Annotated in this window: 26 protein-coding genes; 13 read left to right on the top strand and 13 right to left on the bottom strand. The window is 68.5% G+C overall.

The window, feature by feature from the left end; translation table 11 throughout:
• Nucleotides 1-47: 47 nt before the first annotated feature.
• Together BM365_RS11790 and BM365_RS11785 are read right to left on the bottom strand one after the other, a co-directional pair.
• Nucleotides 48-548: a GNAT family N-acetyltransferase gene (locus tag BM365_RS11790; protein WP_233210795.1), complete on the bottom strand. Its 501-nt coding sequence runs from the start codon at nt 546-548 to the stop codon at nt 48-50.
• 4 nt (nt 549-552) lie between these two features.
• Nucleotides 553-1,194, bottom strand: a complete 642-nt coding sequence (locus BM365_RS11785) for a TIGR00645 family protein (RefSeq protein ID WP_093489773.1) — start codon at nt 1,192-1,194, stop codon at nt 553-555.
• 108 nt (nt 1,195-1,302) lie between these two features.
• On the opposite strand from BM365_RS11785, the gene BM365_RS11780 reads away from it, so the two are divergent.
• From BM365_RS11780 to BM365_RS11765, 4 genes are all read left to right on the top strand, one after another.
• On the top strand, nt 1,303-2,019 hold the full coding sequence (locus BM365_RS11780) for a glutathione binding-like protein (RefSeq protein ID WP_093489772.1): 717 nt from the start codon (nt 1,303-1,305) through the stop codon (nt 2,017-2,019).
• A 64-nt stretch (nt 2,020-2,083) separates the two neighbouring features.
• Complete coding sequence (locus BM365_RS11775; RefSeq protein WP_093489771.1) at nt 2,084-4,312, top strand: S9 family peptidase; 2,229 nt, start codon at nt 2,084-2,086, stop codon at nt 4,310-4,312.
• A 31-nt stretch (nt 4,313-4,343) separates the two neighbouring features.
• A complete protein-coding gene (locus tag BM365_RS11770) occupies nt 4,344-4,784 on the top strand; it encodes a cytochrome c oxidase assembly factor Coa1 family protein (protein ID WP_093489770.1) in 441 nt (146 codons plus the stop codon).
• 44 nt (nt 4,785-4,828) lie between these two features.
• Complete coding sequence (locus BM365_RS11765) at nt 4,829-5,689, top strand: transglutaminase-like domain-containing protein (RefSeq protein ID WP_199186233.1); 861 nt, start codon at nt 4,829-4,831, stop codon at nt 5,687-5,689.
• Here BM365_RS11765 and BM365_RS11760 read toward each other — a convergent pair.
• Nucleotides 5,605-6,096 carry a hypothetical protein gene (locus tag BM365_RS11760; protein WP_139227419.1) on the bottom strand — a complete coding sequence of 164 codons (492 nt, stop codon included), beginning with the start codon at nt 6,094-6,096 and terminating at the stop codon, nt 5,605-5,607. The two genes, BM365_RS11765 and BM365_RS11760, sit on opposite strands and share 85 nt — an antisense overlap.
• 10 nt (nt 6,097-6,106) lie before the next feature.
• A complete protein-coding gene (locus BM365_RS11755; RefSeq protein ID WP_093489768.1) occupies nt 6,107-6,568 on the bottom strand; it encodes a hypothetical protein in 462 nt (153 codons plus the stop codon).
• A 219-nt stretch (nt 6,569-6,787) separates the two neighbouring features.
• On the opposite strand from BM365_RS11755, the gene BM365_RS11750 reads away from it, so the two are divergent.
• The 6 genes from BM365_RS11750 to BM365_RS11725 all read left to right on the top strand — a co-directional run bounded on the left by BM365_RS11750 (nt 6,788) and on the right by BM365_RS11725 (nt 11,392).
• Nucleotides 6,788-7,720, top strand: a complete 933-nt coding sequence (locus BM365_RS11750) for a chorismate transformation FkbO/Hyg5 family protein (protein WP_233210868.1) — start codon at nt 6,788-6,790, stop codon at nt 7,718-7,720.
• 72 nt (nt 7,721-7,792) lie between these two features.
• Entirely contained in the window at nt 7,793-8,041 is a 249-nt protein-coding gene (locus tag BM365_RS11745; RefSeq protein WP_093489766.1) for a hypothetical protein, read from the top strand.
• Between the two features lie 97 nt (nt 8,042-8,138).
• Nucleotides 8,139-9,128 (top strand): porphobilinogen synthase, encoded by a 990-nt coding sequence (gene hemB / locus BM365_RS11740; RefSeq protein WP_093489765.1) that lies wholly within the window; start codon nt 8,139-8,141, stop codon nt 9,126-9,128.
• Between the two features lie 159 nt (nt 9,129-9,287).
• Entirely contained in the window at nt 9,288-10,136 is an 849-nt protein-coding gene (aroE, locus tag BM365_RS11735; RefSeq protein ID WP_093489764.1) for a shikimate dehydrogenase, read from the top strand.
• Nucleotides 10,137-10,182: 46 nt separating this feature from the next.
• Complete coding sequence (locus BM365_RS11730; protein WP_093489763.1) at nt 10,183-10,536, top strand: hypothetical protein; 354 nt, start codon at nt 10,183-10,185, stop codon at nt 10,534-10,536.
• A 79-nt stretch (nt 10,537-10,615) separates the two neighbouring features.
• Nucleotides 10,616-11,392, top strand: a complete 777-nt coding sequence (locus BM365_RS11725) for a ThuA domain-containing protein (protein ID WP_093489762.1) — start codon at nt 10,616-10,618, stop codon at nt 11,390-11,392.
• Between the two features lie 4 nt (nt 11,393-11,396).
• Here BM365_RS11725 and BM365_RS11720 read toward each other — a convergent pair whose 3' ends face one another.
• Genes BM365_RS11720 through BM365_RS11690 form a run of 7 tightly spaced genes read right to left on the bottom strand, consistent with a single transcriptional unit; the run spans nt 11,397 to nt 19,209 of the window.
• Nucleotides 11,397-12,434 (bottom strand): DUF4380 domain-containing protein, encoded by a 1,038-nt coding sequence (locus tag BM365_RS11720; protein WP_233210794.1) that lies wholly within the window; start codon nt 12,432-12,434, stop codon nt 11,397-11,399.
• Nucleotides 12,434-13,732 (bottom strand): DUF58 domain-containing protein, encoded by a 1,299-nt coding sequence (locus BM365_RS11715; protein ID WP_093489761.1) that lies wholly within the window; start codon nt 13,730-13,732, stop codon nt 12,434-12,436. The genes BM365_RS11720 and BM365_RS11715 overlap by 1 nt, the downstream gene beginning before the upstream one ends.
• A gap of 52 nt (nt 13,733-13,784) precedes the next feature.
• Entirely contained in the window at nt 13,785-14,786 is a 1,002-nt protein-coding gene (locus tag BM365_RS11710) for an AAA family ATPase (protein WP_093489760.1), read from the bottom strand.
• Nucleotides 14,783-15,982: a DUF4350 domain-containing protein gene (locus BM365_RS11705; protein WP_093490746.1), complete on the bottom strand. Its 1,200-nt coding sequence runs from the start codon at nt 15,980-15,982 to the stop codon at nt 14,783-14,785. The genes BM365_RS11710 and BM365_RS11705 overlap by 4 nt, the downstream gene beginning before the upstream one ends.
• Nucleotides 15,979-17,544, bottom strand: a complete 1,566-nt coding sequence (locus tag BM365_RS11700) for a DUF4129 domain-containing protein (protein WP_093489759.1) — start codon at nt 17,542-17,544, stop codon at nt 15,979-15,981. Before BM365_RS11700 ends, BM365_RS11705 begins: the two co-directional genes overlap by 4 nt.
• Nucleotides 17,534-18,532: a stage II sporulation protein M gene (locus BM365_RS11695; protein WP_093489758.1), complete on the bottom strand. Its 999-nt coding sequence runs from the start codon at nt 18,530-18,532 to the stop codon at nt 17,534-17,536. The genes BM365_RS11700 and BM365_RS11695 overlap by 11 nt, the downstream gene beginning before the upstream one ends.
• Nucleotides 18,529-19,209 (bottom strand): RDD family protein, encoded by a 681-nt coding sequence (locus BM365_RS11690; RefSeq protein ID WP_093489757.1) that lies wholly within the window; start codon nt 19,207-19,209, stop codon nt 18,529-18,531. Before BM365_RS11690 ends, BM365_RS11695 begins: the two co-directional genes overlap by 4 nt.
• Before the next feature lie 147 nt (nt 19,210-19,356).
• On the opposite strand from BM365_RS11690, the gene BM365_RS18180 reads away from it, so the two are divergent.
• Nucleotides 19,357-19,674, top strand: coding sequence for a YkgJ family cysteine cluster protein (locus BM365_RS18180; protein ID WP_093490745.1), 318 nt, complete (start codon nt 19,357-19,359; stop codon nt 19,672-19,674).
• Nucleotides 19,653-20,291, top strand: a complete 639-nt coding sequence (locus tag BM365_RS11680; RefSeq protein WP_093489756.1) for a Pr6Pr family membrane protein — start codon at nt 19,653-19,655, stop codon at nt 20,289-20,291. The genes BM365_RS18180 and BM365_RS11680 overlap by 22 nt, the downstream gene beginning before the upstream one ends.
• Nucleotides 20,292-20,301: 10 nt before the next feature.
• On the opposite strand, the gene BM365_RS11675 is transcribed toward BM365_RS11680, so the two are convergent.
• On the bottom strand, nt 20,302-20,679 hold the full coding sequence (locus tag BM365_RS11675) for a VOC family protein (RefSeq protein WP_093489755.1): 378 nt from the start codon (nt 20,677-20,679) through the stop codon (nt 20,302-20,304).
• Nucleotides 20,680-20,716: 37 nt separating this feature from the next.
• Nucleotides 20,717-21,265: a gamma carbonic anhydrase family protein gene (locus BM365_RS11670; RefSeq protein ID WP_093490744.1), complete on the bottom strand. Its 549-nt coding sequence runs from the start codon at nt 21,263-21,265 to the stop codon at nt 20,717-20,719.
• Between the two features lie 199 nt (nt 21,266-21,464).
• On the opposite strand from BM365_RS11670, the gene BM365_RS11665 reads away from it, so the two are divergent.
• Complete coding sequence (locus tag BM365_RS11665; protein ID WP_093490743.1) at nt 21,465-22,853, top strand: coniferyl aldehyde dehydrogenase; 1,389 nt, start codon at nt 21,465-21,467, stop codon at nt 22,851-22,853.
• Nucleotides 22,854-22,915: the final 62 nt, after the last annotated feature.

Raw genomic sequence — 22,915 nt, 5'->3', positions numbered from 1 at the left:
GCCCATTTTACGGCCTGCGCCGCCCAGGGCCTGAGACGGCGTACGGCTCAAGCGAGCTCGGCGACCTGCATCGAGACCTGTTTGCGGCCACCGTCGAGCCATTGACTGCCCGCTTCGACGAAACCGTGGCGGGCATGGAACAGGCGCGAGGGCTCGTTCGGCGGCACCACGTTGAACTCGCAGACGATGCGCGGGATGCCCTGTGCGCGGGCGAAGGCGAACAGGTCGCCGTACAGCGCCGAGCCCAACCGCAGGCCCTGGACCGACGCGTCCACGACGATGCGGTCCACGTACAGGAAATCCGGGTAGCGCGCGGCGAACCAGGCAAAGTTGTCGTTGCGGTAGTCCGCGCCGGCGCGCATCGCCAGCAGGAAGGCCGCGACGCGGCCTTCGACGTCGGCGACGCGATGGTAGGCAGCCAACGACGCCAGCACGCGCGTCCTGTCCGCGTCCATCGGGCTGGTGTGGCGGACTTCCGCCGCGTTCAGCGCCACGATGGCGTCGATGTCGCCCTCGTTCGCGTCGCGGATCAGCGCCTCGGCCGCCACGGGATCAGTGCGCGGCGTGCTTGGCGGGCGCGCCGTTGCTCATGATCCTGTCGGTATAGGCGATGCCGATCGCGGACAGGATGAAGGCGCCGTGGATGATGGTCTGCCACATCACCGCCGTGGTGGTGACCGACGTGCACTTGGAGGCGGCCATCGCATACCCCGCCTTCACCGCGTTTGCGACGGCATCGAGCGAGGCGAGGTGATCCGGCGAGCCGCACAGCGGCAGGCCAAGCTCACCCGCGCCGATGAAGGTCTTCAACAGGTGGACCGACGAAATGCCGATGATCGCCATCGCCAGCTTGACCTTCAGCACCGACGCGTTCACGTGGCTCAGCCATTCGGGCTGGTCCGGGTGTCCTTCCAGGCGCAGGCGCGACACGAAAGTCTCGTAGCCGCCGACGATCACCATGACCAGCAGGTTGGAGATCATCACCACGTCGATCAGGCCCAGCACCAGCAGCATGATGCCCTGCTCGGTGAGGCTGTTCGCGTCCATCACCAGGTGCTTGAGCTCCTTGAGAAACAGGAACACGTAGACACCCTGCGCGATGATCAGCCCCAGATACAGCGGCAGCTGCAACCAGCGTGAAGCGAAGATCAGGTTGGGCAGGAAGCCGAGACGGGCGTTGGTAGGTTGCGACATGGGCCGGGAACAGTGTTTTCCAAGGATGGCGCAGGGTAACGGCCGAATTTGACGCTGCCAAGTCCGCGGCCGCCGCTAGACTGCGGCTCTCCCCCGCGAGGAACCGACATGATCGATCTGTACTACTGGCCCACGCCCAACGGCCACAAGATCACCCTGATGCTGGAAGAACTGGCGGAGGCCGGCGCGAAGCTGGATTACCGCATCGTCCCGGTGAACATCGGCAAGGGCGACCAGTTCAAGCCGGAGTACCTCGCGTTCTCGCCCAACAACAAGATGCCGGCGATCATCGATCACGCGCCCGCCGACGGTGGAGAGCCCATCAGCGTGTTCGAATCCGGCGCCATCCTGCTGTACCTGGCCAACAAAGCCGGGCGCTTCTTCGGCACGGACACGCGCCAGAAGGTCGCGGTGAACCAGTGGCTGATGTGGCAGATGGGCGGGCTGGGCCCGATGACCGGGCAGTACGGCCATTTCACCGTGTACGCGCCGGAGAAGATCCCGTATGCCATCGATCGCTACACGCGCGAAGTGCAACGCCTGCTCGGCGTGCTGGATACGCAGCTGGCGAAGCATGCCTATATCGCCGGCGCCGATTACAGCATCGCCGACATGGCCACGCATCCGTGGATCAACGCCTACGACAAGGCGCCACTGGACCTGACGCCCTATCCCGCCCTGCAGCGCTGGCATGCGGAGATCGCCGCGCGTCCTGCCGTGCAGCGCGCGTATGCGCTGAAGTCGCAGGTCAATCCGAACGCCGGCCAGCCGCTCAGCGACGAAGAGCGCAAGCACCTGTTCGGGCAGGGCGCGCCGAAGGCCTGAGAACCGGCGCCGAGCGTTCGCGGCATAATCCGGGACTGACCGGCCCTGCCGCCCGAGAAGTCCCATGCGCCTTGCCCTGTTCGCCCTGATGACCTTCGCCACCGCCCTGCCCGCCCACGCCGAAAAACTCACCCTGGAAGCCATCACCGGCAGCGCGCCGCTGTCGGGCCCCACGTTGACCAAGCCGCAGGTCGCGCCGGACGGCGCGCGGGTGACCTTCCTGCGCGGCAAGGACCGCGACCGCAACCGGCTGGACCTGTGGGAGTACGACGTCGCCAGCGGGCAGACGCGCTTGCTGGTGGATTCGTCGGTGGTGCTGCCGGGCGAGGAAGTGCTGAGCGACGAAGAGAAGGCGCGCCGCGAGCGCCAGCGCATCGCGGCGCTGTCCGGCATCGTCGATTACCAATGGTCGCCCGACGGCAAGGCGCTGCTGTTCCCGCTGGGTGGCGAGCTGTACCTCTACGACCTGTCGAAGACCGGCAAGGCCGCGGTACGCAAGCTCACGAACGGCGGCGGCTTCGCCACCGATCCTAAGATCTCGCCGAAAGGCGGCTTCGTCAGCTTCATCCGCGACCGCAACCTGTGGGTCATCGCCCTGGCCGACGGCAAGGAAGTGCAGCTCACCCGCGACGGCAGCGACACGATCGGCAACGGCGTGGCCGAGTTCGTCGCTGACGAGGAAATGGACCGCCACACCGGCTACTGGTGGGCGCCGGACGATTCGGCCATCGCCTTCGCCCGCATCGACGAAACCCCGGTGCCGGTGCAGAAGCGCTACGAGGTCTACCCGGACCGCACCGACGTGGTCGAGCAACGCTACCCGGCCGCCGGCGACCACAACGTACTGGTGCAGCTGGGCACGATCGCACCGAAGACCGGCGCGACACCGCGCTGGATCGACCTGGGCAAGAACCCCGATATCTATCTGGCCCGCGTGGACTGGCGCGACCCGCAACGCCTGACGTTCCAGCGCCAATCGCGCGACCAGAAGCAGCTCGAGCTGATCGAAACCACGCTGGCGAACGGTGCGCAGCGCACGCTCGTGACCGAGACCTCGAAGACCTGGGTCCCCCTGCACAGCGACCTGCGCTTCCTGAAGGACGGGCGCTTCCTGTGGTCGTCGGAGCGCAGCGGATTCGAACACCTGTATGTCGCATCGGAGGATGGCTCGAAGCTGACCGCGCTGACGCAGGGTGAGTGGGTCGTCGACGGCCTGCTCGCCCTCGACGAAGCCGCCGGCTTGGCCTACGTGGGCGGCACGCGCGACGGCGTCACCGAAACGCATGTCTACGCCGTGCCACTGACCGGTGGCGAACCGCGTCGGCTGACACAGGCGCCCGGCATGCATGCCGCCGCATTTGCGCGCAACGCGAGCGTCTTCGTCGACAGCTGGTCCAGCGACACCGTGCTGCCACAGATCGAACTCTTCAAGGCTGACGGCACGAAGCTGGCCACGCTGCTCGCCAACGACGTGGCCGATGCCGCGCATCCCTACGCGAAATACCGCGCTGCGCACCAGCCGACCACCTACGGCACGCTGATGGCGGCCGATGGCACCACGCCACTGCACTACAGCCTGGTCAAGCCGGCCGGCTTCGATGCGAAGAAGCAGTACCCCGTCGTGGTCTTCGTCTACGGCGGTCCCGCCGCGCAGACCGTGACCCGTGCCTGGCCCGGCCGCAGCGATGCCTTCTTCAATCAGTACCTCGCTCAGCAGGGTTACGTGGTGTTCTCGCTCGACAACCGCGGCACGCCGCGCCGTGGCGCGGCCTTCGGCGGCGCGCTGTACGGCAAGCAGGGCACGGTGGAAGTGGACGACCAGCTGCGCGGCGTCGAATGGCTGAAGTCGCAGTCCTTCGTCGATCCCGCCCGCATCGGCGTGTACGGCTGGTCCAACGGCGGCTACATGACGCTGATGCTGCTGGCCAAGCACGACGAGGCGTACGCCTGCGGCGTGGCGGGCGCGCCGGTCACCGACTGGGCGCTGTACGACACCCACTACACCGAACGCTACATGGACCTGCCGAAGGCGAACGAAGCCGGTTACCGCGAAGCCAGCGTGTTCACCCATGTGGACGGCATCGGCGCCGGCAAGCTGCTGCTGATCCACGGCATGGCCGACGACAACGTGCTGTTCACCAACTCCACCAAGCTGATGAGCGAGCTGCAGAAACGCGGTACGCCGTTCGAGCTGATGACGTACCCCGGCGCCAAGCATGGCCTGCGCGGCACCGACCTGCTGCACCGCTATCGGCTGACCGAGGATTTCCTTGGCCGCTGCCTGAAGCCGTAAGCGTTCAACGGGGAACGACCGGAGCCCGCGCATGCACTCGACGACCCCACCTCCCTCCACGTGGCTGGGCCGCAACTGGAAATGGTGCGTGCCGGTGGTGGCCGCGCTGCTGCTGGCGCTGTTCGCCACCTTCATCCTCGGCATCGTGGCACTGGTCTTCGGTGCCATCAAATCCTCTACGCCCTACCAACACGCGATCGAACGCGCCCAGTCCGATCCCGCGGTGGTCGCCGCGCTCGGTGAACCCATCCAGGCCGGCTGGTTCGTTCAAGGCAACATCGGCACCAGCGGATCGGGTGGCGAAGCCGACCTGGCGATCCCGCTCGACGGTTCGCGTGCGGACGGTACGCTCTACGTGGTCGCGGAGAAGCGTGCCGGCGAGTGGCGCTACGAAACACTAGCCGTCAACGTGGACGGCGGCGAGCGGATCGTGCTGGAGGGCGGCGAGGCCGACACCGCGCCCACGCCTTGAAGGACGTGTCGAAAGCGGTCGGCGGGAACCTGCGATATCGCATCGTGCTTGCACTGCTGGTCTGGACGCTGCCTGCCATCGTCCACGCGCAGGAAGCCCGACCGTCGGATGCACGCGAAGGTACGCGTGCCTGGCTGCAACCCCTTCTCGTCCACTCGCCCTACAAGCTGTCGAGCGCCGCGCGGCATGGCGTCATCGAGTATCGATTGCGCGTGGATGGCATGCCGTGGTCGTGGCCCAGCACGTACGAACAACAGGTGGCCGCCGCGAGCGACACCGTGCTGGTGCGCATCTGCCGGGATTGCGGGGAAGAATCTCCACCCGACGCGGACGCGTTGGACCGATACAGCCGAGGCAACGCGTATGTGGACAGCGAGAATGCCTCCGTCCGAGCATTCGCGAGAACCCATTCGCGCGGCCGAAGCACTCACCTGCGTATGCGCTCACTCGCGAACGCAGTTCGTGAGCACATGACCGGGCGCATATCCTTTGGCGAGTACATGAGCGCCAGCGAGGCGCTGGCCGCACGGTCCGGGGATTGCACCGAAAGTGCGGTGCTGTTGGCAGCCGCCGCGCGTGCACGCGGGATTCCCGCCCGGGTGGTCTCCGGCATCGCGTATTCCAGCCGATTCACCGGACAGGCACACGTCTTCAGTCCGCACATGTGGGTACAGGCGTGGGATGGTCAGCGATGGACCAGCTACGACGCCGGCTTGGGCGAATTCGATGCCGGCCACATCGCGCTCCACGTGGGCGATGGCGACCCAGCCGGCATGCCTCCTTTGCTGGAAGGCATCCGCAAACTGCGCATCCTGGATGCTTACGCGCCGGTGTCTTCGGAGGGTGCGGGCGCGGCGGGCCGCGTCGTCCCTTCGGCGCGCGCTTCGAACGAACCTTCCACGTGACGCTGCGGCAGGTCCGGCAGGCCCGAGTCATCAATCCAATCGGCAGTGCCGGGTTCGCTGATACCGCCCACCATCACGAGCATCAGTAGCGGATTGGCCTCGTCGGGCGCATCCGCAACGGTGGCGACCGTTTCGCCTTGCCCTTGCTCGGCATCCGGCGACCCCGCCACTGCAGGTGCGGCCGCCAGCAACGCGGCGACCGCAAGCCCGGCCAGCGCGGGGCGCGGGAGACGGTAGGACACGCAGACGGGACCGGCCGCCTGCTTCATCCATGCGACTCGCTGATCCTCATCCAGGTCATCCAGGCGCTGGACCGACTTGCCGCACCGACCGCAGAAACCCGCGATGCAGCGCTGCTGTTCTGCGGGCAATGGGCAGGCGCTCTCGATCCTGGGGAACTTCGCCACCGTCGTCCCCTCAGCGCTTCGGCGCCGGTTCCGGCACCACGATGGACGGATCCACTGGCGTGCCAGGCGGCACGTAGATCGCCACGCCTGCGGCCTGCTTCTGGGTGGTCGGGATGCCCATGCTCAAGCCGCCGCCCGAGTGGCGGCCGTAGCTGCCGGCGCCGACCGACATGCCCACCGGCGAGCCGCTGGAGCCCACGCCCAGCAGGACGACACCGTTGGCGCCGAGGGCGGCGGCTTCGCGCTTCAGGCGCGCCACCGCGGCGTCGGTCTGGCCTTGGGTGCCGAAGCCGACCGCGCTCTTGGACTCGAGCTGGGCGATTTCGAGCGCACCTGCGGGCGGCGTGCGGTAGATCTGCACCTGAGCCGGATCGATCGGCGCGCGCGCCTGGCCCAGCATGACCTTGGAACTGCCGGCACACCCGGCGAGGAGCAGGACGGCGAACGCGATGGGGACGATGCGGAACGGCATGGCGGCTTCTCCCGATGGCCTTGCGGCGATCTTCCGCCGCACCGGCTGAATACTGGCATATCCCGTCATCGGGCGGCGTCACGGGGCGGCGGGTTATCATTTCACCCTGACCATGCGCCTGTTTTCCGCACGATGAGCTCTGCTCCCGACCTCCCGCCCGCGCCGCAGCGGCTGGCGGTCGACTACATCCACGCCCCGACGCCGCAGGCGCTGCTCGGCATGCCCGAGACGCTGGCCGTGTTCGGCTTCGGCACCCTGGCCCCGTCGTCGGCGGCCGTCGACGATGCCCGCTACCTGCACGTGCCCTTGTCGCCCCTGCGCGAAGCCGCGGCACCGTACGAGGTGTGGCGCTCGGCCGGGCCGGTGGCGACGGGACGCGAGGGCGCGATCCGCTACAGCCACGATGGCGCGCTGATGTTCGGCGTCATGGAGTGGGAAGAGCCCGAGGGCGGCATCCTGCATGCCAGCGCGAACGCTTATGCGGCCATGGTGGCGTTCTGGCGCGATAGCGGTTATCCGCACCTGCTGCGCATCTGGAACTACTTCGATGCGATCACCCTGGGCGAAGGCGACACCGAGCGCTACCGACAGTTCTGCGTCGGCCGTGTGCAGGGACTGGGCGACGTGGACACGCGCACGCTGCCCGCGGCGACGGCCATCGGTAGCCGCGACGGTCGTCGCGTGCTGCAGGTGTATTGGCTGGCCGCGCGCGAACCCGGCCTGCCACTGGAAAATCCGCGTCAGGTCAGCGCCTATCGCTATCCGCGCGAATACGGCCCGCAGTCGCCGAGTTTCGCGCGCGCGCTGCTGCCGCCTTCACCGCAGGTGCCCCTGCTGCTGTCGGGCACGGCAAGCATCGTCGGGCATGCGTCGCAGCATGCCGATTCGCTGCGCGCCCAGCTGGACGAAACGCTGACCAACCTCGACAGCCTGCTGGGCGCGGCGCGTGAGCGCGCACCGACGCTGTCGCCGCACCTCGATGGCACTTCGCGACTCAAGGTCTACGTGCGCGACGCCGCGGACGCCGATGCCGTCGCCGCACAACTGGAAGCGCGGCTGGGCACACGCGTACCGTGGTTGATGCTGCATGCAGACGTCTGTCGCCGCGAACTGCTGGTCGAAATCGAGGGCATGCACGGCGTCGGTGCTTGAAGCGCCACGGCAGCATCCGCATAGTGCAGACATGAGGCGCCGCGTCGCGGGCCATGTCGGAAGGACGCATCGATGGGACTGATCAGCCTGCTGTGGGGCATCGTGGCGATGCTGTGGATGGTGCTGGCACTGATTCCGCTGCTCGGCTGGGGCAATTGGTTCCTGATTCCCTTCGCCGCCGTCGGCGCGATCATCGCGGCGGTCGGCATCCTGTTCACGCGGACCGAGAATCGCGGTCGCGTCAAGGCCGGGCTGGTGCTCAACGGCATCGTCATCATCGTCGGCATCGTCCGCTTGTCGTTGGGCGGCGGCGTCATCTGACGCCCCGCCAGACACAGCGTTCCGCGCTGCGACCGCCGGTCGCAGGCCGCGCCCGGCCCTGCGGGCGTATCATGCGCCGCTCTGCCAGGAGCCCGTGATGGCCTACCCCTACACCCGCCCGCGCCGCATGCGCCGCGACGAGTTCTCCCGCCGCCTGATGCGCGAGAACGTGCTGACCACCAACGACCTGATCTATCCCGTGTTCGTGCACGAGGAGAAGGGCCGGGTGCCGGTGGCATCGATGCCGGGTGTCGAGCGGCTGTCCATCGATGAACTGCTGCGCGTGGGCGAAGAAGCGCTGGAACTGGGCGTGCCCGTCCTGGACCTGTTCGGCGTGCCGGACCCGGCGGCGAAGACCGCCGACGGCCGCATCGCGTGGGACGAGGACGGCATCATCCCGCGCGCGATCCGCGCGCTGAAAGCACGCTTCCCCGAACTCGGCGTGATGACCGACCAGGCACTGGACCCGTACACGACGCATGGCCAGGACGGGTTGATCGACGACACCGGCTACATCCTCAACGACGAGACGATCGAGGCGCTGGTGAAACAGTCCCTCGCACACGCCGCCGCCGGCGTGGACATCCTCTCGCCCAGCGACATGATGGATGGCCGCATCGGCGCGATCCGCGAAGCGCTGGAGAAGGCCGGCTACATCAACACCCGCATCATGTCGTACGCCGCCAAGTACGCCAGCGCGTTCTATGGCCCGTTCCGCAGCGCGGTGGGCAGCGCCGGCAACCTGGGCAAGGGCAACAAGTTCACCTACCAGATGGACCCGGCCAACTCGAACGAAGCACTGCACGAGATCGCGCTGGACCTGGACGAAGGCGCGGACATGGTGATGGTCAAGCCGGGCCTGCCGTACCTGGACGTGATCCGCCGGGTGAAGGACGAGTTCGGCGTGCCAACGTTCGCGTACCAGGTCAGCGGCGAGTACGCGATGATCAAGGCCGCCGCCGCGAACGGCTGGCTGGACGAAAAGGCGTGCGCGCTGGAGGCCCTGACCGCGTTCAAGCGCGCGGGCGCCGACGGCGTGCTGACCTACTTCGCGCTGGATGCGGCGCGCTGGCTGCGTGGCGGCTGACAGGCCCGAGCCCGATGCCTGCGTCGGGCTCGCCAAGACGCAACACGTGTACGTCTGCCGCCTCCACGCGCGGTAGACTGCGGGCGACCGCGGTGGCGACCCGGCTGTGTTCCCGGGACGTCCCTGCTCCGACATCACTTCACGACGGGGTCCTGCGCCATGTCCAGCCATCGCTATGCCGTGTTCGGCCACCCCGTCGCCCATTCGTTATCGCCCCGCATCCATGCGGCGTTCGCGCGGCAGGTCGGCATCGCGCTGGAGTACACGGCGATCGACACCGCGCCGCACGACTTCGTCGCCACGCTGGACCGGTTCGCCGGTGACGGCGGCGCGGGCGCCAACGTCACTCTGCCATTGAAGGAGGCGGCGTTCGCGATCTGCGCGCGGGTGACCGATCGCGCGCGTCGTGCCGGCGCGGTCAACACACTCACACGCAACGACGGCCAGTGGCATGGCGACAACACCGATGGCGCCGGCCTGGTGCGCGACCTCACCGGCCGCCATGGCTTGGACCTGCGCGCGCGACGCGCGGTGATGATCGGCGCGGGTGGTGCGGCGCGTGGCGTCGCACCGGCTCTGCTCGATGCCGGCGTCAGCGAGCTGATCATCGTCAACCGCACGCCAGAGCGCGCCGACGCACTCGCCGATGCGCTGGGCGAACCGGACCGCGCGCACTCGCGTTACTGGGACGACCTGCGCAACCTCGGCGACTTCTCGCTGATCATCAATGCGACCTCGGCCGCACGCCAGGACCAGGGCGAGTTCACCCTACCCTTTGGCCTGGCCACACCGCGCACGCTGGCGGTGGATCTCAACTACGGCGAGGCGGCGATCCCCTTCCTCGCCTGGGCGCGCGCCGCCGGTTGCCACGACGTCGTCGACGGCCTGGGCATGCTGGTCGAACAGGCCGCCGAGGCCTTCGAGCACTGGCACGGGGTGCGCCCGGAAACCGACGCGGTCTACGCCGCGTTGCGCGACAAGGACAAGGTGCTGGTGACGGCGGATTGAAAGCGCGCCTGCGTTCCCCTGCAAGCCATCACGAACGGAGTAGCGCATGGACGGCTTCCTCACCCAACTGCTGACGATGCTGGGCTACCAGCTTCCCGAACTGCTGGCCTGCGTGGCGGGCGTCGCGATGCTACTGATGTGGGCGCCCGCTGCACCGGGACGCACGCTCGCGCTGGCGGGCACGGGACTGATGCTGGCAGCCACCATCCTGCGCGGCGCCATGAGCGTCTGGCAGGCCTGGCTGATCCACAGCGCCGCCGACGGCTACAGCGCGATCAGCGGCATGATGTCGCTGTTCGGTGCGGTCGGCATGCTGCTTGGCGTGGTGTCCGCCGCGGGCCTGGTGATGCTGGCCTGGGGCGCCAGCAAGGCGATGCAGGCGGCCCGCGCACCCGCCTAGGCGATAACCGCATACCCGCGGCACGAATCGGAATAGCTGCACGCGTGCCGTGCATGGCCCCGGCCGTTAGCATCACGGCATGACCCGACGCCTGCTGATCCTCCTCGCCTGCCTCGCTGCGCTGCTGCCCGGCATCGCCTTCGCCCAGGGCCAGTTCAAGGTGCTGGTGGTGGCCATCCCCAACCGCTACCACCACGACTATGCCGTGGTCGCCAAGCCGCAGTTCGAACGCATGGCGCAGCGGCATGGCTTCGACCTGACGTGGTCGTGGAACAGCGCGCCCTTCGATGGCGATCTGTCGCCGTATGCCGCCATCGTGCTACTCAACACGCCGGGCGATGAATTGAAGGGTGCGCAGCGCGCGAACTTCGAGTCGTACGTGCGCAAGGGCGGCGGCGTGGTCGCGGTGCATCGCGCCCTGATCTTCAACCCGCCAGGCGAGTGGCCCTGGTTCGAGGGCCTGATAGGCCGCACGTTCCGCATCCACCCGATGGTGCAGACGGCGACCGTGCGCGTGGAAGACGCTGCGTTCCCCGCCGCGTTCGGCCTGCCAGCGCGTTGGGTATGGACGGACGAATGGTACGAGTTCAGCGCACCCGTCACGCGCGGCCTGCGCACCGTGCTGAGCGTGGACGAAACGACGTACGACCCCACCCGCATCTGGCCCGGGCAGACCGCCAAGGGCATGGGCGAACACCATCCCGTCGCGTGGTACCACCGTTACGACGGTGGACGCGTGTTTGTAACGGCGCTCGGCCACACACCGACGTTGTACGACGATCCGTTGTACCTAGAACACCTGTACGGCGGGCTCTGGTGGGCCGCGACCGGCAAGGGCATCGACGCGGCCCGCTGAGGCGTCATTCCGCCGTGGATGCGGCGCACAGCTGCATGCGGCTGCACAGGAAGGCAAGGTGCGCCTGTGGCGTATCCGCGCCGTCATACCGCAACACCGTCCAGCGTTCGCGCGCCTGCATGGCCTCGCCCGGCGCCAGCGTGCGGTAAGGCGCATGCACTTCCATCTCCAGCAGGCCGGCCGCGATGTCCTCGCCGTGGTCGAGGTAGAGCTCAACCTGTCCCTGCTGCGGATGGATGGCGCTGCGCGGCTGATGATCGAAACGAATGACGAACGCCTGGCCGTGCGCGAATCCGGCCATCCATCCCGCCGAAGGTTGCAACAGCACCTTCCCGCGGCGGAGGGTGCTCGCCGTCGGCGGCGGCAGGAAGGAGAACACGCCCGCATCGATGCGCCAGACGGGCGCCATCGCTTCCGCGGCTTCGATGCGCACATCGGCAGCATCGGCGACCGGCACGTAAACGCGGGTGGTGGCGGACGTGCGCGTGTTGAACCACAAATCTCGCGAGACAGATCGGTCGCGGATGTTGCGCGCAAGCGCGGTCACTGTGAGCGTGGCCGGATCGGTAGGATCGAAGACGAACGACTTCAACAACCGCACGCCGGTGACCGGGCTATCGATGCCCTCCAGCACCAGCCGGTCAGGCGACCGCGCCACCACTCGCGTGTGCGCGAATGCGAGGTACGGATCCGGCGGCCATACGGCACGCGCCTCGCGACGTGCGGAATTCACGTGTTGGTCGGACCACCAGTCGCTCTGGGGGCCCAGCCATACATCGTGGCCTAGGTAGCCGATGTCGTCCGCGGTCGCCGATACGTCTGGCACCGGCTGCGACACGACCGGGTCGCCGACCTTGATCAGGTTCGGGTGCCCAGCCAGGCCGAAGGCGAGCACGCGTCCGCCCAACGCCGGCGTGACCTCGAGGATCGCCTCGTGCGAGCGTAGCTGGATGCGTTCGACCTCCGCGGCATCGGCCACGAGAACCCGCGTGCAGATCGCCATCGCGACCAGGGAAATCACCGCCGCACGCAGACGTGCCACTACAGCGCGCCGTCCCGCTTGACCGCCAGGTAGCGCTCCACCAGCGCCCCCGGCAGCTCATCGGTGGTTACGTCCAGCACCATCACGCGATGACTGCGCAAGGCTTCGTGCGCCGCCGTGCGCTGTTCCAGGTAGCGGGCGACGGCACCGGCATGGATGGCGCCTTGCAGGTCGCGCACGTCGTGGCCGAGGGCGTCGTCCAGCGATGTCTCGCGCAGGCTGGCCACGCACACCAGGTGCCGGCGCTGCAGCAACCGCACGGCCGCCAGCAGATCCTCGATGTCCTCATCGCGGACGTTGGTCACCAGCATGACCAATGCGCGGCGACGTTGGCGCAGGCTCAGTTCAGTGGCGGCGGCAAGGTAATCCGTGGCGACGGCACGCGGCTGCAAGTCGTAGCTCGCGCGCAACAGCGTGTCGATGGCGCCCATGCCCCGCTGCGGTGCCACCCAACGACGGTCGCCACCGGCGGCGAGCAGGCCCACGCCATCGCCCTGCCGCAGCGCCAGATAGGACACCACCAGCGAGGCGTTGAGCACATGGTCGAAATGGCCCAACGCGTCCTCGCGCGCCATCATGCGGCGGCCGGTATCGATCAGCATCACCAGCTGCTGGTTCTTCTCGTCCTGGTATTCGCGAGAGATCAGCTTGCGCGAACGTGCGGTGGCCTTCCAGTCGATCTGGCGTAGGCTGTCGCCTACGCGGTACTCGCGCATCTGGTGGAAGTCGGTCCCCTCGCCGCGCCGGCGCTTTAGGTGGGCGCCCACCAGGCGCGACGCCTGTTCGGCGCTGAACAGTGCGAAGCGCGTCAGCGGCGCGAAATTCGGGTACACCCGCACGCGCTGCGGTGCACCGGCCACGCGTGTGTGCCGCCACAGCCACAGTAGGGACCGCAAGCGCAGCATCACGCCATCGAAGGCGGCATCGCCGCGTGCATTTGGCTGCAGGCGGTAGGTGATGCGCGTGGCCGACAGCGGCGCCAACGTCAGGCGGCGCGGTAGGCCCGACGCAGGCCAACCGCCAGGGTGCAGGTCGAACACGTCTACCCGCTGCCGCACATGCGATTCCAATTGCAGCCCCACCTCGCGCTCGATGCCCAGCGGCAGCGCCTCGGGGACCTCGCGCACCACCTCGGGCGTGGGCCGACCGTGCAGCCGCCACGCGTCGAATGCGGCCACCACCGCGATGACCGCGCCGACTACCTGCCAATGCCACAGCGGCCAGCCGAGGAACGGCACGGCGAGCCCGGCCAGTCCCCAACTGGACAGCAGCAGGATCAGGAGCGGCGCAGGCCTCACGTGCGTGGCCTGCCCGATGCGTGCGTCATGGCGTGACGGAGGCGGCGCGGGCTCATTTCCGTGGTGCGTCCACTTTGGCGAGCAGCGCGCGCAGGACGTCGTCGGGCGACTGGCCCTCGATCTGCAGTTCCGGCGCCAAGGTGATGCGGTGGCGCAGCGCCGGCCGCGCGATATCGCGTATGTCGTCCGGCGTGACGAAATCGCGCCCCTGCAGCACGGCCTGCGCGCGCGCCGCACGCACCAGCGCGAGGCTGCCGCGCGGTCCCGCGCCCAGCGCGATGCCTGGCCACTTGCGCGTCGCCGCGACGATGCGCACGGCGTAGTCGATCACCTGTTCGTCCACCTGCACGGCGGCGGTGTCGCGCTGCATCGCGATGATGTCGTCCGGCCCCAGCACGCGATTGACCCTCGACAGGTCGAAGTCGGCGGCGGTGCGCCCGGTGGTGATCGCATCGACCATGCGCTTCTCGTCCTCCAGCGCGGGGTAGTCGATCAGCACCTTCAGAAGGAAGCGGTCCAGCTGCGCTTCGGGGAGCGGATAGGTACCTTCCTGTTCCACCGGGTTCTGCGTGGCCAGGGTGATGAACGGCGGCGAAAGCTCGAAGGACTTGCCCTCGATCGTCACCTGGCCTTCCTGCATCACTTCGAGCAAAGCCGCCTGGGTCTTCGCCGGTGCGCGGTTGATCTCGTCGGCGAGCAGGATGTTGGTGAACACCGGGCCACGACGGATCTTGAAGCTCTCGGTTTTCGGGTCGTACACCGCATGTCCGCTGACGTCGCTCGGCATCAGGTCGGGGGTGAACTGGACACGTGCGTAGGTCAGTTCCAGGGCCTGCGCCAGCGCACGCACCAGCAGCGTCTTGCCCAGCCCGGGCACGCCCTCGATCAGCACATGGCCGCCGGCGAGCAGTGCGATCAGGATCTGGTCCAGCATGTCGGCCTGGCCGATGAAGGCCTTGGACACCTCGTCGCGCACGGCATCGGCGCGCGCCGACAACGCATTGCCGGGCGTCGGCGGGAGCGCGGGAGGCGCAGCGGCAGTCTCGTCGTTCATAGGCGGTTTCTCAGTTGGATCAGCAGGGAAATACGGTCGCGGAACGCCTTCCGGTCGTGCGAGGCGGGCGCGTTGAGGGCCGTGCGGATGCGCTCGGCAGGCAGACCGGTGCGCGCGGCGACCGCCTCGATCTGGGGTTCGCCCGACAGGGCAGCAGCCACCGGGTCGCGGCGGCGCAAGCGGGCCAGGAAGGCCTGGCGCACCGCGGCGTACAGCATGACGCCACGCCCATAGCGAAAGAGATGTTCGCCGCTGGCCCTTACATGCTCCAGCAGCGAACGACGCTCGCCAGCGGGCGTCGGTACCGGCGGACCGAAGCGCTGCATGCGCATCCACAACCAAGCGGCCAGTGCCAGCGCCAGCGGGATCCACACCATCCAGCCGCGGATCAGCAGAGTGCGCCACAACGTGGGCATCTGCGCGGCGTACACGAGGTGCATCGTGCCCTGGCCGTAGTTGGGCGCCAACACCTGTCGCGCCAGCGCGCGATGCGGACCGTCGCGAAGGCCGCCCTTCGGCGGCGTGCCGAGCGCGTCGCCGAGCGCCGGGCGATGCTCGGCATTCATCAGGAAATCGAGATCGGCCAGCACGTCGACCTGCCCGCGTCCGTGCGAGATCCGCGCATAGACGAAGCCCGCCTGGAGGTCGCCCCACGAGAGCGCCGGCACGACGCCGTCGAATGCGAAGCGGCGACCACGGCAGAACTCGACGTGAGGGTCCTCACCTTCGACCTGGAAGGCTTCGCAGTCGGGGGTTTCTTCCACCAGCCACACGGAGAGGTGTTCCAGGAGGTCCGCGTGTGGCACCTCTTCTTCGACCAGATCCTCTTCGTAGGAACCGAGCGGTGTGCGCACGATCAGGTGCCCGCCCCGCTCCACCCACGCCAGCAGTTCTTCCGTTTCCGGTGGCGAAAGCGCGCGCGGATCGTTGAAGAGCAGCAGTGTGTCGCGTGCGCCCAGCGCGTTGTCGTCCAGCATCAGGCGCTGGCGCGCATTCACCTTGATGCCGTCGGCCTCTAGCGTTCGCGCGAGCGCATACAGCGGGTTGTACGCGGCCTCGCCATTCGGCGGGAGGTACAGCGTCTTCTCCACGCGCACATAGGTGTGGCGGAACCATGCCACGACCAGGGCCAGCACGACGAACGTCACGACCAGTCCCCCGCCGACGATACGCCCGTTGCGACGCGCGCCGCTCATGACGCCCATCCATAGCGCTGCTGGAGTTCACCCACCAGCGCATCGAATTCGTGCTCGGCGGGAAGGCGCTGTCCATAGGCCGCGTACTGCCACACCCTGACTATCAGCGCGAACGCCTGACGGTCCTCGGCTCGGGGCATGCGCCGCGAGGCGCGCAGGCATTCGGCCTCGGTCGCGCCCGGCGGCAATGCGATCTCGGCGCGCGCGCTCATGCTTTCCACGCTCGCGCGGTAGAGCAGCGCCAGGGCATGCCGCGGGCGGCCATCGCGCCACAGCGCGCGCGCGGCAGCGGCGATGTCGTCGGGCAAGGTTTCGGGGAGCACCAGGGCCTCGACTTTCGGACCGTCACGATGCGGCGCGGGTGCGCGCGACATGCCACGCATCCACGGCCACCAGTAGCGCGCGGTCGCCAGCAGCGTGAGGACCAGCACGCCGGCCACCAGCCACAGGCCCCATTCGCCGATGAAGGCAAAGAAGTTGGCCAGGGCCAGCAGCAGCGGGTTGTCGCTCAGCGAGAAGTCGCTCTTCTTCCGTTCCTGCTTTTTCCGTCGTTCCCAACTGCCCTCGGTCCGCTTGCGGTCCAACAGCGGGTCTTCATAGGCGCGATCGGCGGCATCGCGGAACGCGCGATCGTTCACGCGCTGGTCGCCGAACACAATCGGCAGCGTGGGCGGCGTCGGCTTGTCGTCGGCAGGCGCTTCCTTCGTCGGCGCCGGGGGGCGCGGCCCGCCATGCCGTTCCTGCGCACCGGCCTGGCCCGGCAGGCTCGCCAACAGGACCGCGGCGAGCAGGATCGGTACCGCGGCCGCCAGCCGCGTACGCAGCTTGCGGAACACGATCTCCACGTCCCAGGCTTCGATCTCCGTGCGGCGATTGAGGTATAGCCCGAAACCCGCGCCGATGAAGAACGGCTCGGTCACGCTGACCGCCGCCCACAGCAGTGCGTTCCATGCCAGGTGCAGCCACACGGGCCATTCGATGGCCATGATGCGGAATGCCGCCTGCATGCTGTCCGGCAAAAGGTCCTGCGGCAGGTACACCAGCACCGCCACCACGCCACCGAGCACCAGCGCGAGGGTAAACAGCTGGCAGATCAGCGTGAGCAGGAAGGCGGTGCCGTACGCCTGTCCGCCCAGTACGCGTCGGCGCTGGCCCAGTCGCTCGCCCTGCACGCCTTCCAGCAAATCGATCGGCATGTACAGCGAACGTACCGGACTGAGCCGGCGCCAAGTCAGCAGGTGGAGCATCGTGCGTACACCCCACTGGCGCTGCGCGCGCAACGTTTCCCGCGTGCCGGGCACGCTGCCGAATACCGCGCGCGAGATGACGTACAGCGGGACGCGGTCGAAGACAGGCTTCAGCCACCACATCAGCAGCGCGGCCAGCCAGAACATGTCCAACCACCACGCGCCCAGGTTGAGCACGATGAATACCGGCAAGGTCAGCCACAGCCACGGCTTCCAGATCGCGGCGGCATGTCGGCGCACCAGCGCCATGCCCAGCTCGATGGCCTCCCAGCCCGAGCGCGTACGCAGGCGGACGGTGAGTTCCTCAATCCTCATCGACCACCCCGCGCCCACCGAAGCACAGCCACAGCGCCACCAGCGTCCACAACACACCAGAGACGCTGTACTTCACCACCGCCGGGATGGATTGCGTCGAGGACCAGAACGCCTCGATGAAGGCCGCGACCAGCAGCATGAACGCAACGCCCAGGCACAGCCGTGCCCCCTTCGCGCCGGCGATGGCCAGCGCATCGATACGCCGGTGCCGACCGGGCGCGATCAGCGCCAGTCCCAGCCGCAGGCCGGCGCCGCCCGCCAGCACCAGCGCGGTGAGTTCGAACGGCGCGTGGCCGCAGACGAAGCGCCACAGTGGATCGCCGTACCCGATCTGCTGCAGATGGCCGAATACGGTGCCGATGCCGATGCCGTTGGCGATCAGCACGACCAGCGCGCCTACCCCGGCGACCAAGCCGCCGGCGAACGTCTTCAAGCCGATGCTGATGTTGTTCCAGATATAGACGCCGAACATCTGCCAGTCCGTTCCGCTCTCGCGGCCCAACGCGTGCTGCGGGTCGCTGGGGTCGTACATCCGCTCGTACATCGCGACCTGCTCGGGCGATGCGAGGCTGTACACCAGTTCCGGACGGAGTTGCAGCAGCACGAACATCAGCACCAGCGGAAACACGAACGCCACTGCGGCCACGACCATGCAGCCGGCTTCGCTGCGCACCAACCGCGGGAAGTCCGCCAGCAGGAAGCGCGCCGCCCGCTGCCAGCGTGGAGCAGGCGTGCGGTACAGCACGCCGTGGCCCTGCTGCATCAATGCCTGCAGGCGATCCACCACCACGGGGCTGTAGCCGCGTGCGCGGGCGAGCGCCAGCTGCTGGCAGATCCGGCGGTACCGCGCAGGCACGTCCTCGTCGGTCATCGCGCCGGTGTTGCGCTCCTTCCTTGCACGCCGCGCGCTTTCGCCGCGGGCCATCAGCCACGACTCGAAGGCCAGCCATTCGGCCTGGTGGCGGGCGACGAACTGTTCCTGCCTCATCGCCGCCCCAACAACCAGTTGGCCATGCCATACAGCCGCTGCACGCCGACCTGACCGCGCGCGCCGGTGACCGGCGCCACGAGGTTGGCGAGCTCTTCCTGCCGCGACGGCGTCAGTTGCGGCGCGCGCTCGCCGAAGGCGACGACAGCGCCCTGCTCTTCCGGGAACAGGCCCGCCGGCGGCGCGAAGACCTCGTTTACCGGCGCCGGGGCATGCTCGCGTTCGCCGGTGGCGTGGACTACCAGCGTGCCGGCCACCATGTCGCCCAGCCGCCGCGCGTGCGTGTCGGTCAGGCACGACACCAGACCGGCGGCATAGCCGAAGGGCAGCATGTCCACGGTGCGCAGCAGGTTGCGGGTGATCGCCGCCAGCCAGCCCACCGGCGCGCCATCGGCCGCGACCACACGCAGTCCAAGCGCCTTCTTGCCGACGGTCTGCCCCTGCCACACGGCCTCGAGCACGATGGGATAGGCCCAAAACAACAGGAACAGTCCGATCAGGTAGAGGCCTTCGCCGGTTTTGCCCAGCAGCGCCAACACCATGCCCAGCACGCTGAGAAGGCCGAACCGCACCATCAGGTCGATGCTCCACGCCAGCGCGCGCGGCACCGGGCCGGCAGCGGGCAGGTGGAGCGGGACGCCTTCGGGCGTGACGACTTCGCGGTAGGTATCCAGCATCAGGTGTTCATCGCGTGCATGACAGCGCGATGACCGCAATCGGATCGTTGTGGTTGAACGGATGCATCCCGCGGTCCATGCGCCTTCCCCATGCCCGACTTTAGCCGGACACGCCACGCTTGCCCAGCCGCACTACACTCCGCCCCCGTGGACACGGTCTTCTCCTGCCGGTCGGGCTGCGCAGCCTGTTGCACCGCGCCGTCGATCACCTCGCCGATCCCCGGCATGCCGCATGGCAAGCCGGCCGGGGTCCCGTGCGTGCAGCTGGATGAAGCGCTGCGCTGCCGCTTGTTCGGGAGACCGGAAAGGCCGGCCTTCTGCGGCACGCTGAAGCCCGGGCCGGACATGTGCGGGGCGAGCCGGCAGGAGGCGATGGCGTTGTTGGCGGCGCTCGAACAGGCGACCGCACCCTTTCCGCGACCGCTTCACGCTGGAGACCCCGTATGCAGCGCACCTGGAACCTGATCCTGGCCCTGGTGGTCGCCGCGACGATCGTCGCGCAGCTCGTGCTGCTGGTCTCCGGCGGGCAGGACGTGAACACGACGACCGCCGCCGCCCCGGCCGCGCTGTCGACCCGACTGCTCCGGTTCTTCAGCTACTTCACCGTGCAGAGCAATCTGCTAGTACTCGCCGCTGCGGTCAGCCTGGTCATCGATCCGCGACGCGACGGCGCCCTGTGGCGGGTGTTGCGTCTGGACGCGCTGCTCGGTATCGCGGTGACGGGCGTGGTGGCCGCCACGCTGTTGGCCGGACTCGTGCAGCACACCGGCATCGGGCGCTGGATCAACGCCGGCTTCCATCATTTTTCGCCGCTGTGGACGTTGGCGGGCTGGCTGCTGCTGGGCCCGCGCCCGCGCATCGACCTGCGTACCGTCGGCTGGGCGTTCGCGTGGCCGGTGGCATGGCTCGCCTACACGATGGCGCATGGCGCGCTGACCGGCTGGTATCCGTATCCGTTCCTCAACGCCGACACGCTGGGCTATGGGCGGGTGGGCATCACCCTGCTGGTAATCCTGGCCGCCGCGCTGGGCACCGCGTTCCTGCTGCGGACCGTCGAGCGCCGGCTGCCGCCGACGCGTTGACCACCCCTGCTCACGCCACCTGCGTCGAGATCCACCACGTGGTGCCGCCGGCATCGCGGAAACCGCCACGGCGATCGCCGTCGCCCTTCTCTTCCGGCGCCTGCACCGGCTCGGCGCCCGCCGCCAGCGCGCGCGCCCAGGTGACGTCGACATCCGGCACGTAGACATGCACGTGGCTGGCGATGGCCGGCCACCCTTCCATGCCGTCGGCCAGCATCAGCACGGTGTCGTCGATGCGGACTTCCGCATGCCCGAGGCGATCGCCCATCGGATGCATGCGCAGCGGCTCGGCGCCGAAGACCACGACGAGAAAATCGATCGTGCGTTGCGCGCCGTCCACGACGAGATAGGGGGCGGCGGAGGTGTAGCCGCGCGGTTTCCAGGTCATGCGGATCTCCTATGCGGCGCAGGATGCGCCGCGACCGTCATGCTGTTGGCGGTGCCGGCTGCAGGTAGTGGTCCTTCAACCGCACGTAGTGGCCCGCGGAATAATGCAGGCTCTCGATTTCCTTCTCGGTCAGCATGCGGGCGAAGCGGGCCGGATTGCCCAGCCACAGTTCGGCCTCGCCCACCACCTTGCCCGGGCCTAGCACCGCGCCCGCACCGAGGAAGCCGTACTTCTTCACCGTGGCGCCATCGAGGATGCAGGCACCCATGCCGATCAAGCACAGGTCCTCGATGGTGCAGGCATGGATGATGGTGCCGTGGCCGATGGTGACGTCGGCGCCGATCAGCGTGGGGTAGCCCGCCTTGTTGTACGGGCTGTGGTGGCTGACGTGGACGATGGTGCCGTCCTGCACGTTGGTACGCGCACCGACGCGAATGAAGTTGACGTCGCCGCGCAGGATGCTGCCCGGCCAGACCGACGCGTCCTCGGCCAGTTCCACATCGCCGATCACGGTGGCGGCCGGATCGACGTAGACCCGCGGGCCCAGGACGGGAAAGCGGCCAAGATAGGGGCGCAGGGCGGTCAGAGTGTCGGTCATGCCGGGATTGTAGTGCGCCCGCTCGTAGGGGAAGGCATACACTCGGGCGATGACGACCTTTCCGCATGCCGCCACCACCGCCGCGAACGCGGCCATCACCGCCGCCAACGCCGCGATCACGGCCGCCACGGCGGGGGGCGAGCCCGCTGCGCCGCCGTCCGGTGGCCACGCCCCACGCGATACGCAGATGACCGACCTGGCGCCAACACTGGAACGCCTGCGGCAGGCCTGGCAGGCCCGCAAGCCGGACTACGCGCAGCGCCGCGACGATCTGCGGCGGCTGCGCGATGCGCTGAAGCGTCGCCTGCCGGAAATGGCCGACACGGTCGCTGCCGACTTCGGTCACCGCTCGCGCCATGAATCGTTGATCGCCGATGGCATGACGGTGCTCAACGAGATCGACCACCTGGCGTCGCACCTGCGCCGGTGGATGAAGCCCAAGCGCGTCGGCGTGGGCTGGCGTTTCTGGCCTGCGCGCGCGGAGGTGCGGCAGGCGCCGGTCGGCGTGGTCGGCGTGATCTCGCCGTGGAACTATCCGGTCAATCTCGCCCTGATCCCGCTCGCGACGGCCATCGCCGCCGGCAACCACGTCTACCTGAAGCCGTCCGAACACACGCCGCGCACGACCGAGTTCCTGCGCTCGCTGCTGGCGGAAGTCTTTCCGCTGGAACGCGTCACCGTCGCGGCCGGCGGCGCCGACGTGGCCGCCGCGTTCGCGGCCCTGCCGTTCGACCACCTGGTGTTCACCGGCTCCACCGCGGTGGGCCGCAAGGTGATGGCGGCGGCCGCGCCCAACCTCACCCCGCTGACGCTGGAACTCGGCGGCAAGTCGCCTGCCATCGTCTGCGACGACTATCCGGTGGAACAGGCCGCGGCGCGCCTGGCGACCGGCAAGTGGTTCAATGGCGGACAGACCTGCATCGCACCCGACTACGTCCTGTTGGTGGGCCGCAGCCGGCGCGATGCGCTGGTGCAGGCGCTGCGCGACCAGGTCGCCGCACGCTACGGCGACCTGTCCGATGCCGGCGACTACACCCGCATCATCAACGACGGTCAGTTCGCGCGCCTCGACGGCTACCTGGACGACGCACGCCAGCGCGGGCTCGAGGTGATCCCACTCGCCGCCGCCCACGACCGTGCCCAGCGTTTGTTCGCGCCCGCCGTGGTGCTCGAGCCGGGCGATGACGCGAAGGTGATGCAGGACGAGATTTTCGGCCCGATCCTGCCGATCCGCACCGTCGGCTCGCTGGACGAGGCGCTGGCCTACATCAACGCGCATGACCGCCCGCTGGCGCTGTATCCCTTCAGCCACGATCGCGACCGGGTCGAGAAGATCCTGCAGAACACGCTCGCCGGCGGCGTGACCGTGAACGACACCGTGCTGCATTTCGGCATCAACGCATTGCCGTTCGGCGGCGTCGGGCCCAGCGGCATGGGCGCGTACCACGGACGCGCGGGCTTCGATGCGATGAGCAAGTCGCTGCCGGTGTTGTGGCAGCCGCGGCGCGCGGGCAGCGACCTGCTGAAGCCGCCGTACTCGAAGGTCGCACGGTTCATCGATTTCATCATCCGCTGAGCCCAACGCGGACATCGCGGGCGACGCCTGTCCGCGACTTCGTCGAGAATCGGCGTTCCCGT

The sequence above is a fragment of the Pseudoxanthomonas sp. YR558 genome (assembly GCF_900116385.1).
Classification (GTDB): Bacteria; Pseudomonadota; Gammaproteobacteria; order Xanthomonadales; family Xanthomonadaceae; genus Pseudoxanthomonas_A.
This window is presented reverse-complemented; position numbering and strand designations above follow the sequence as displayed.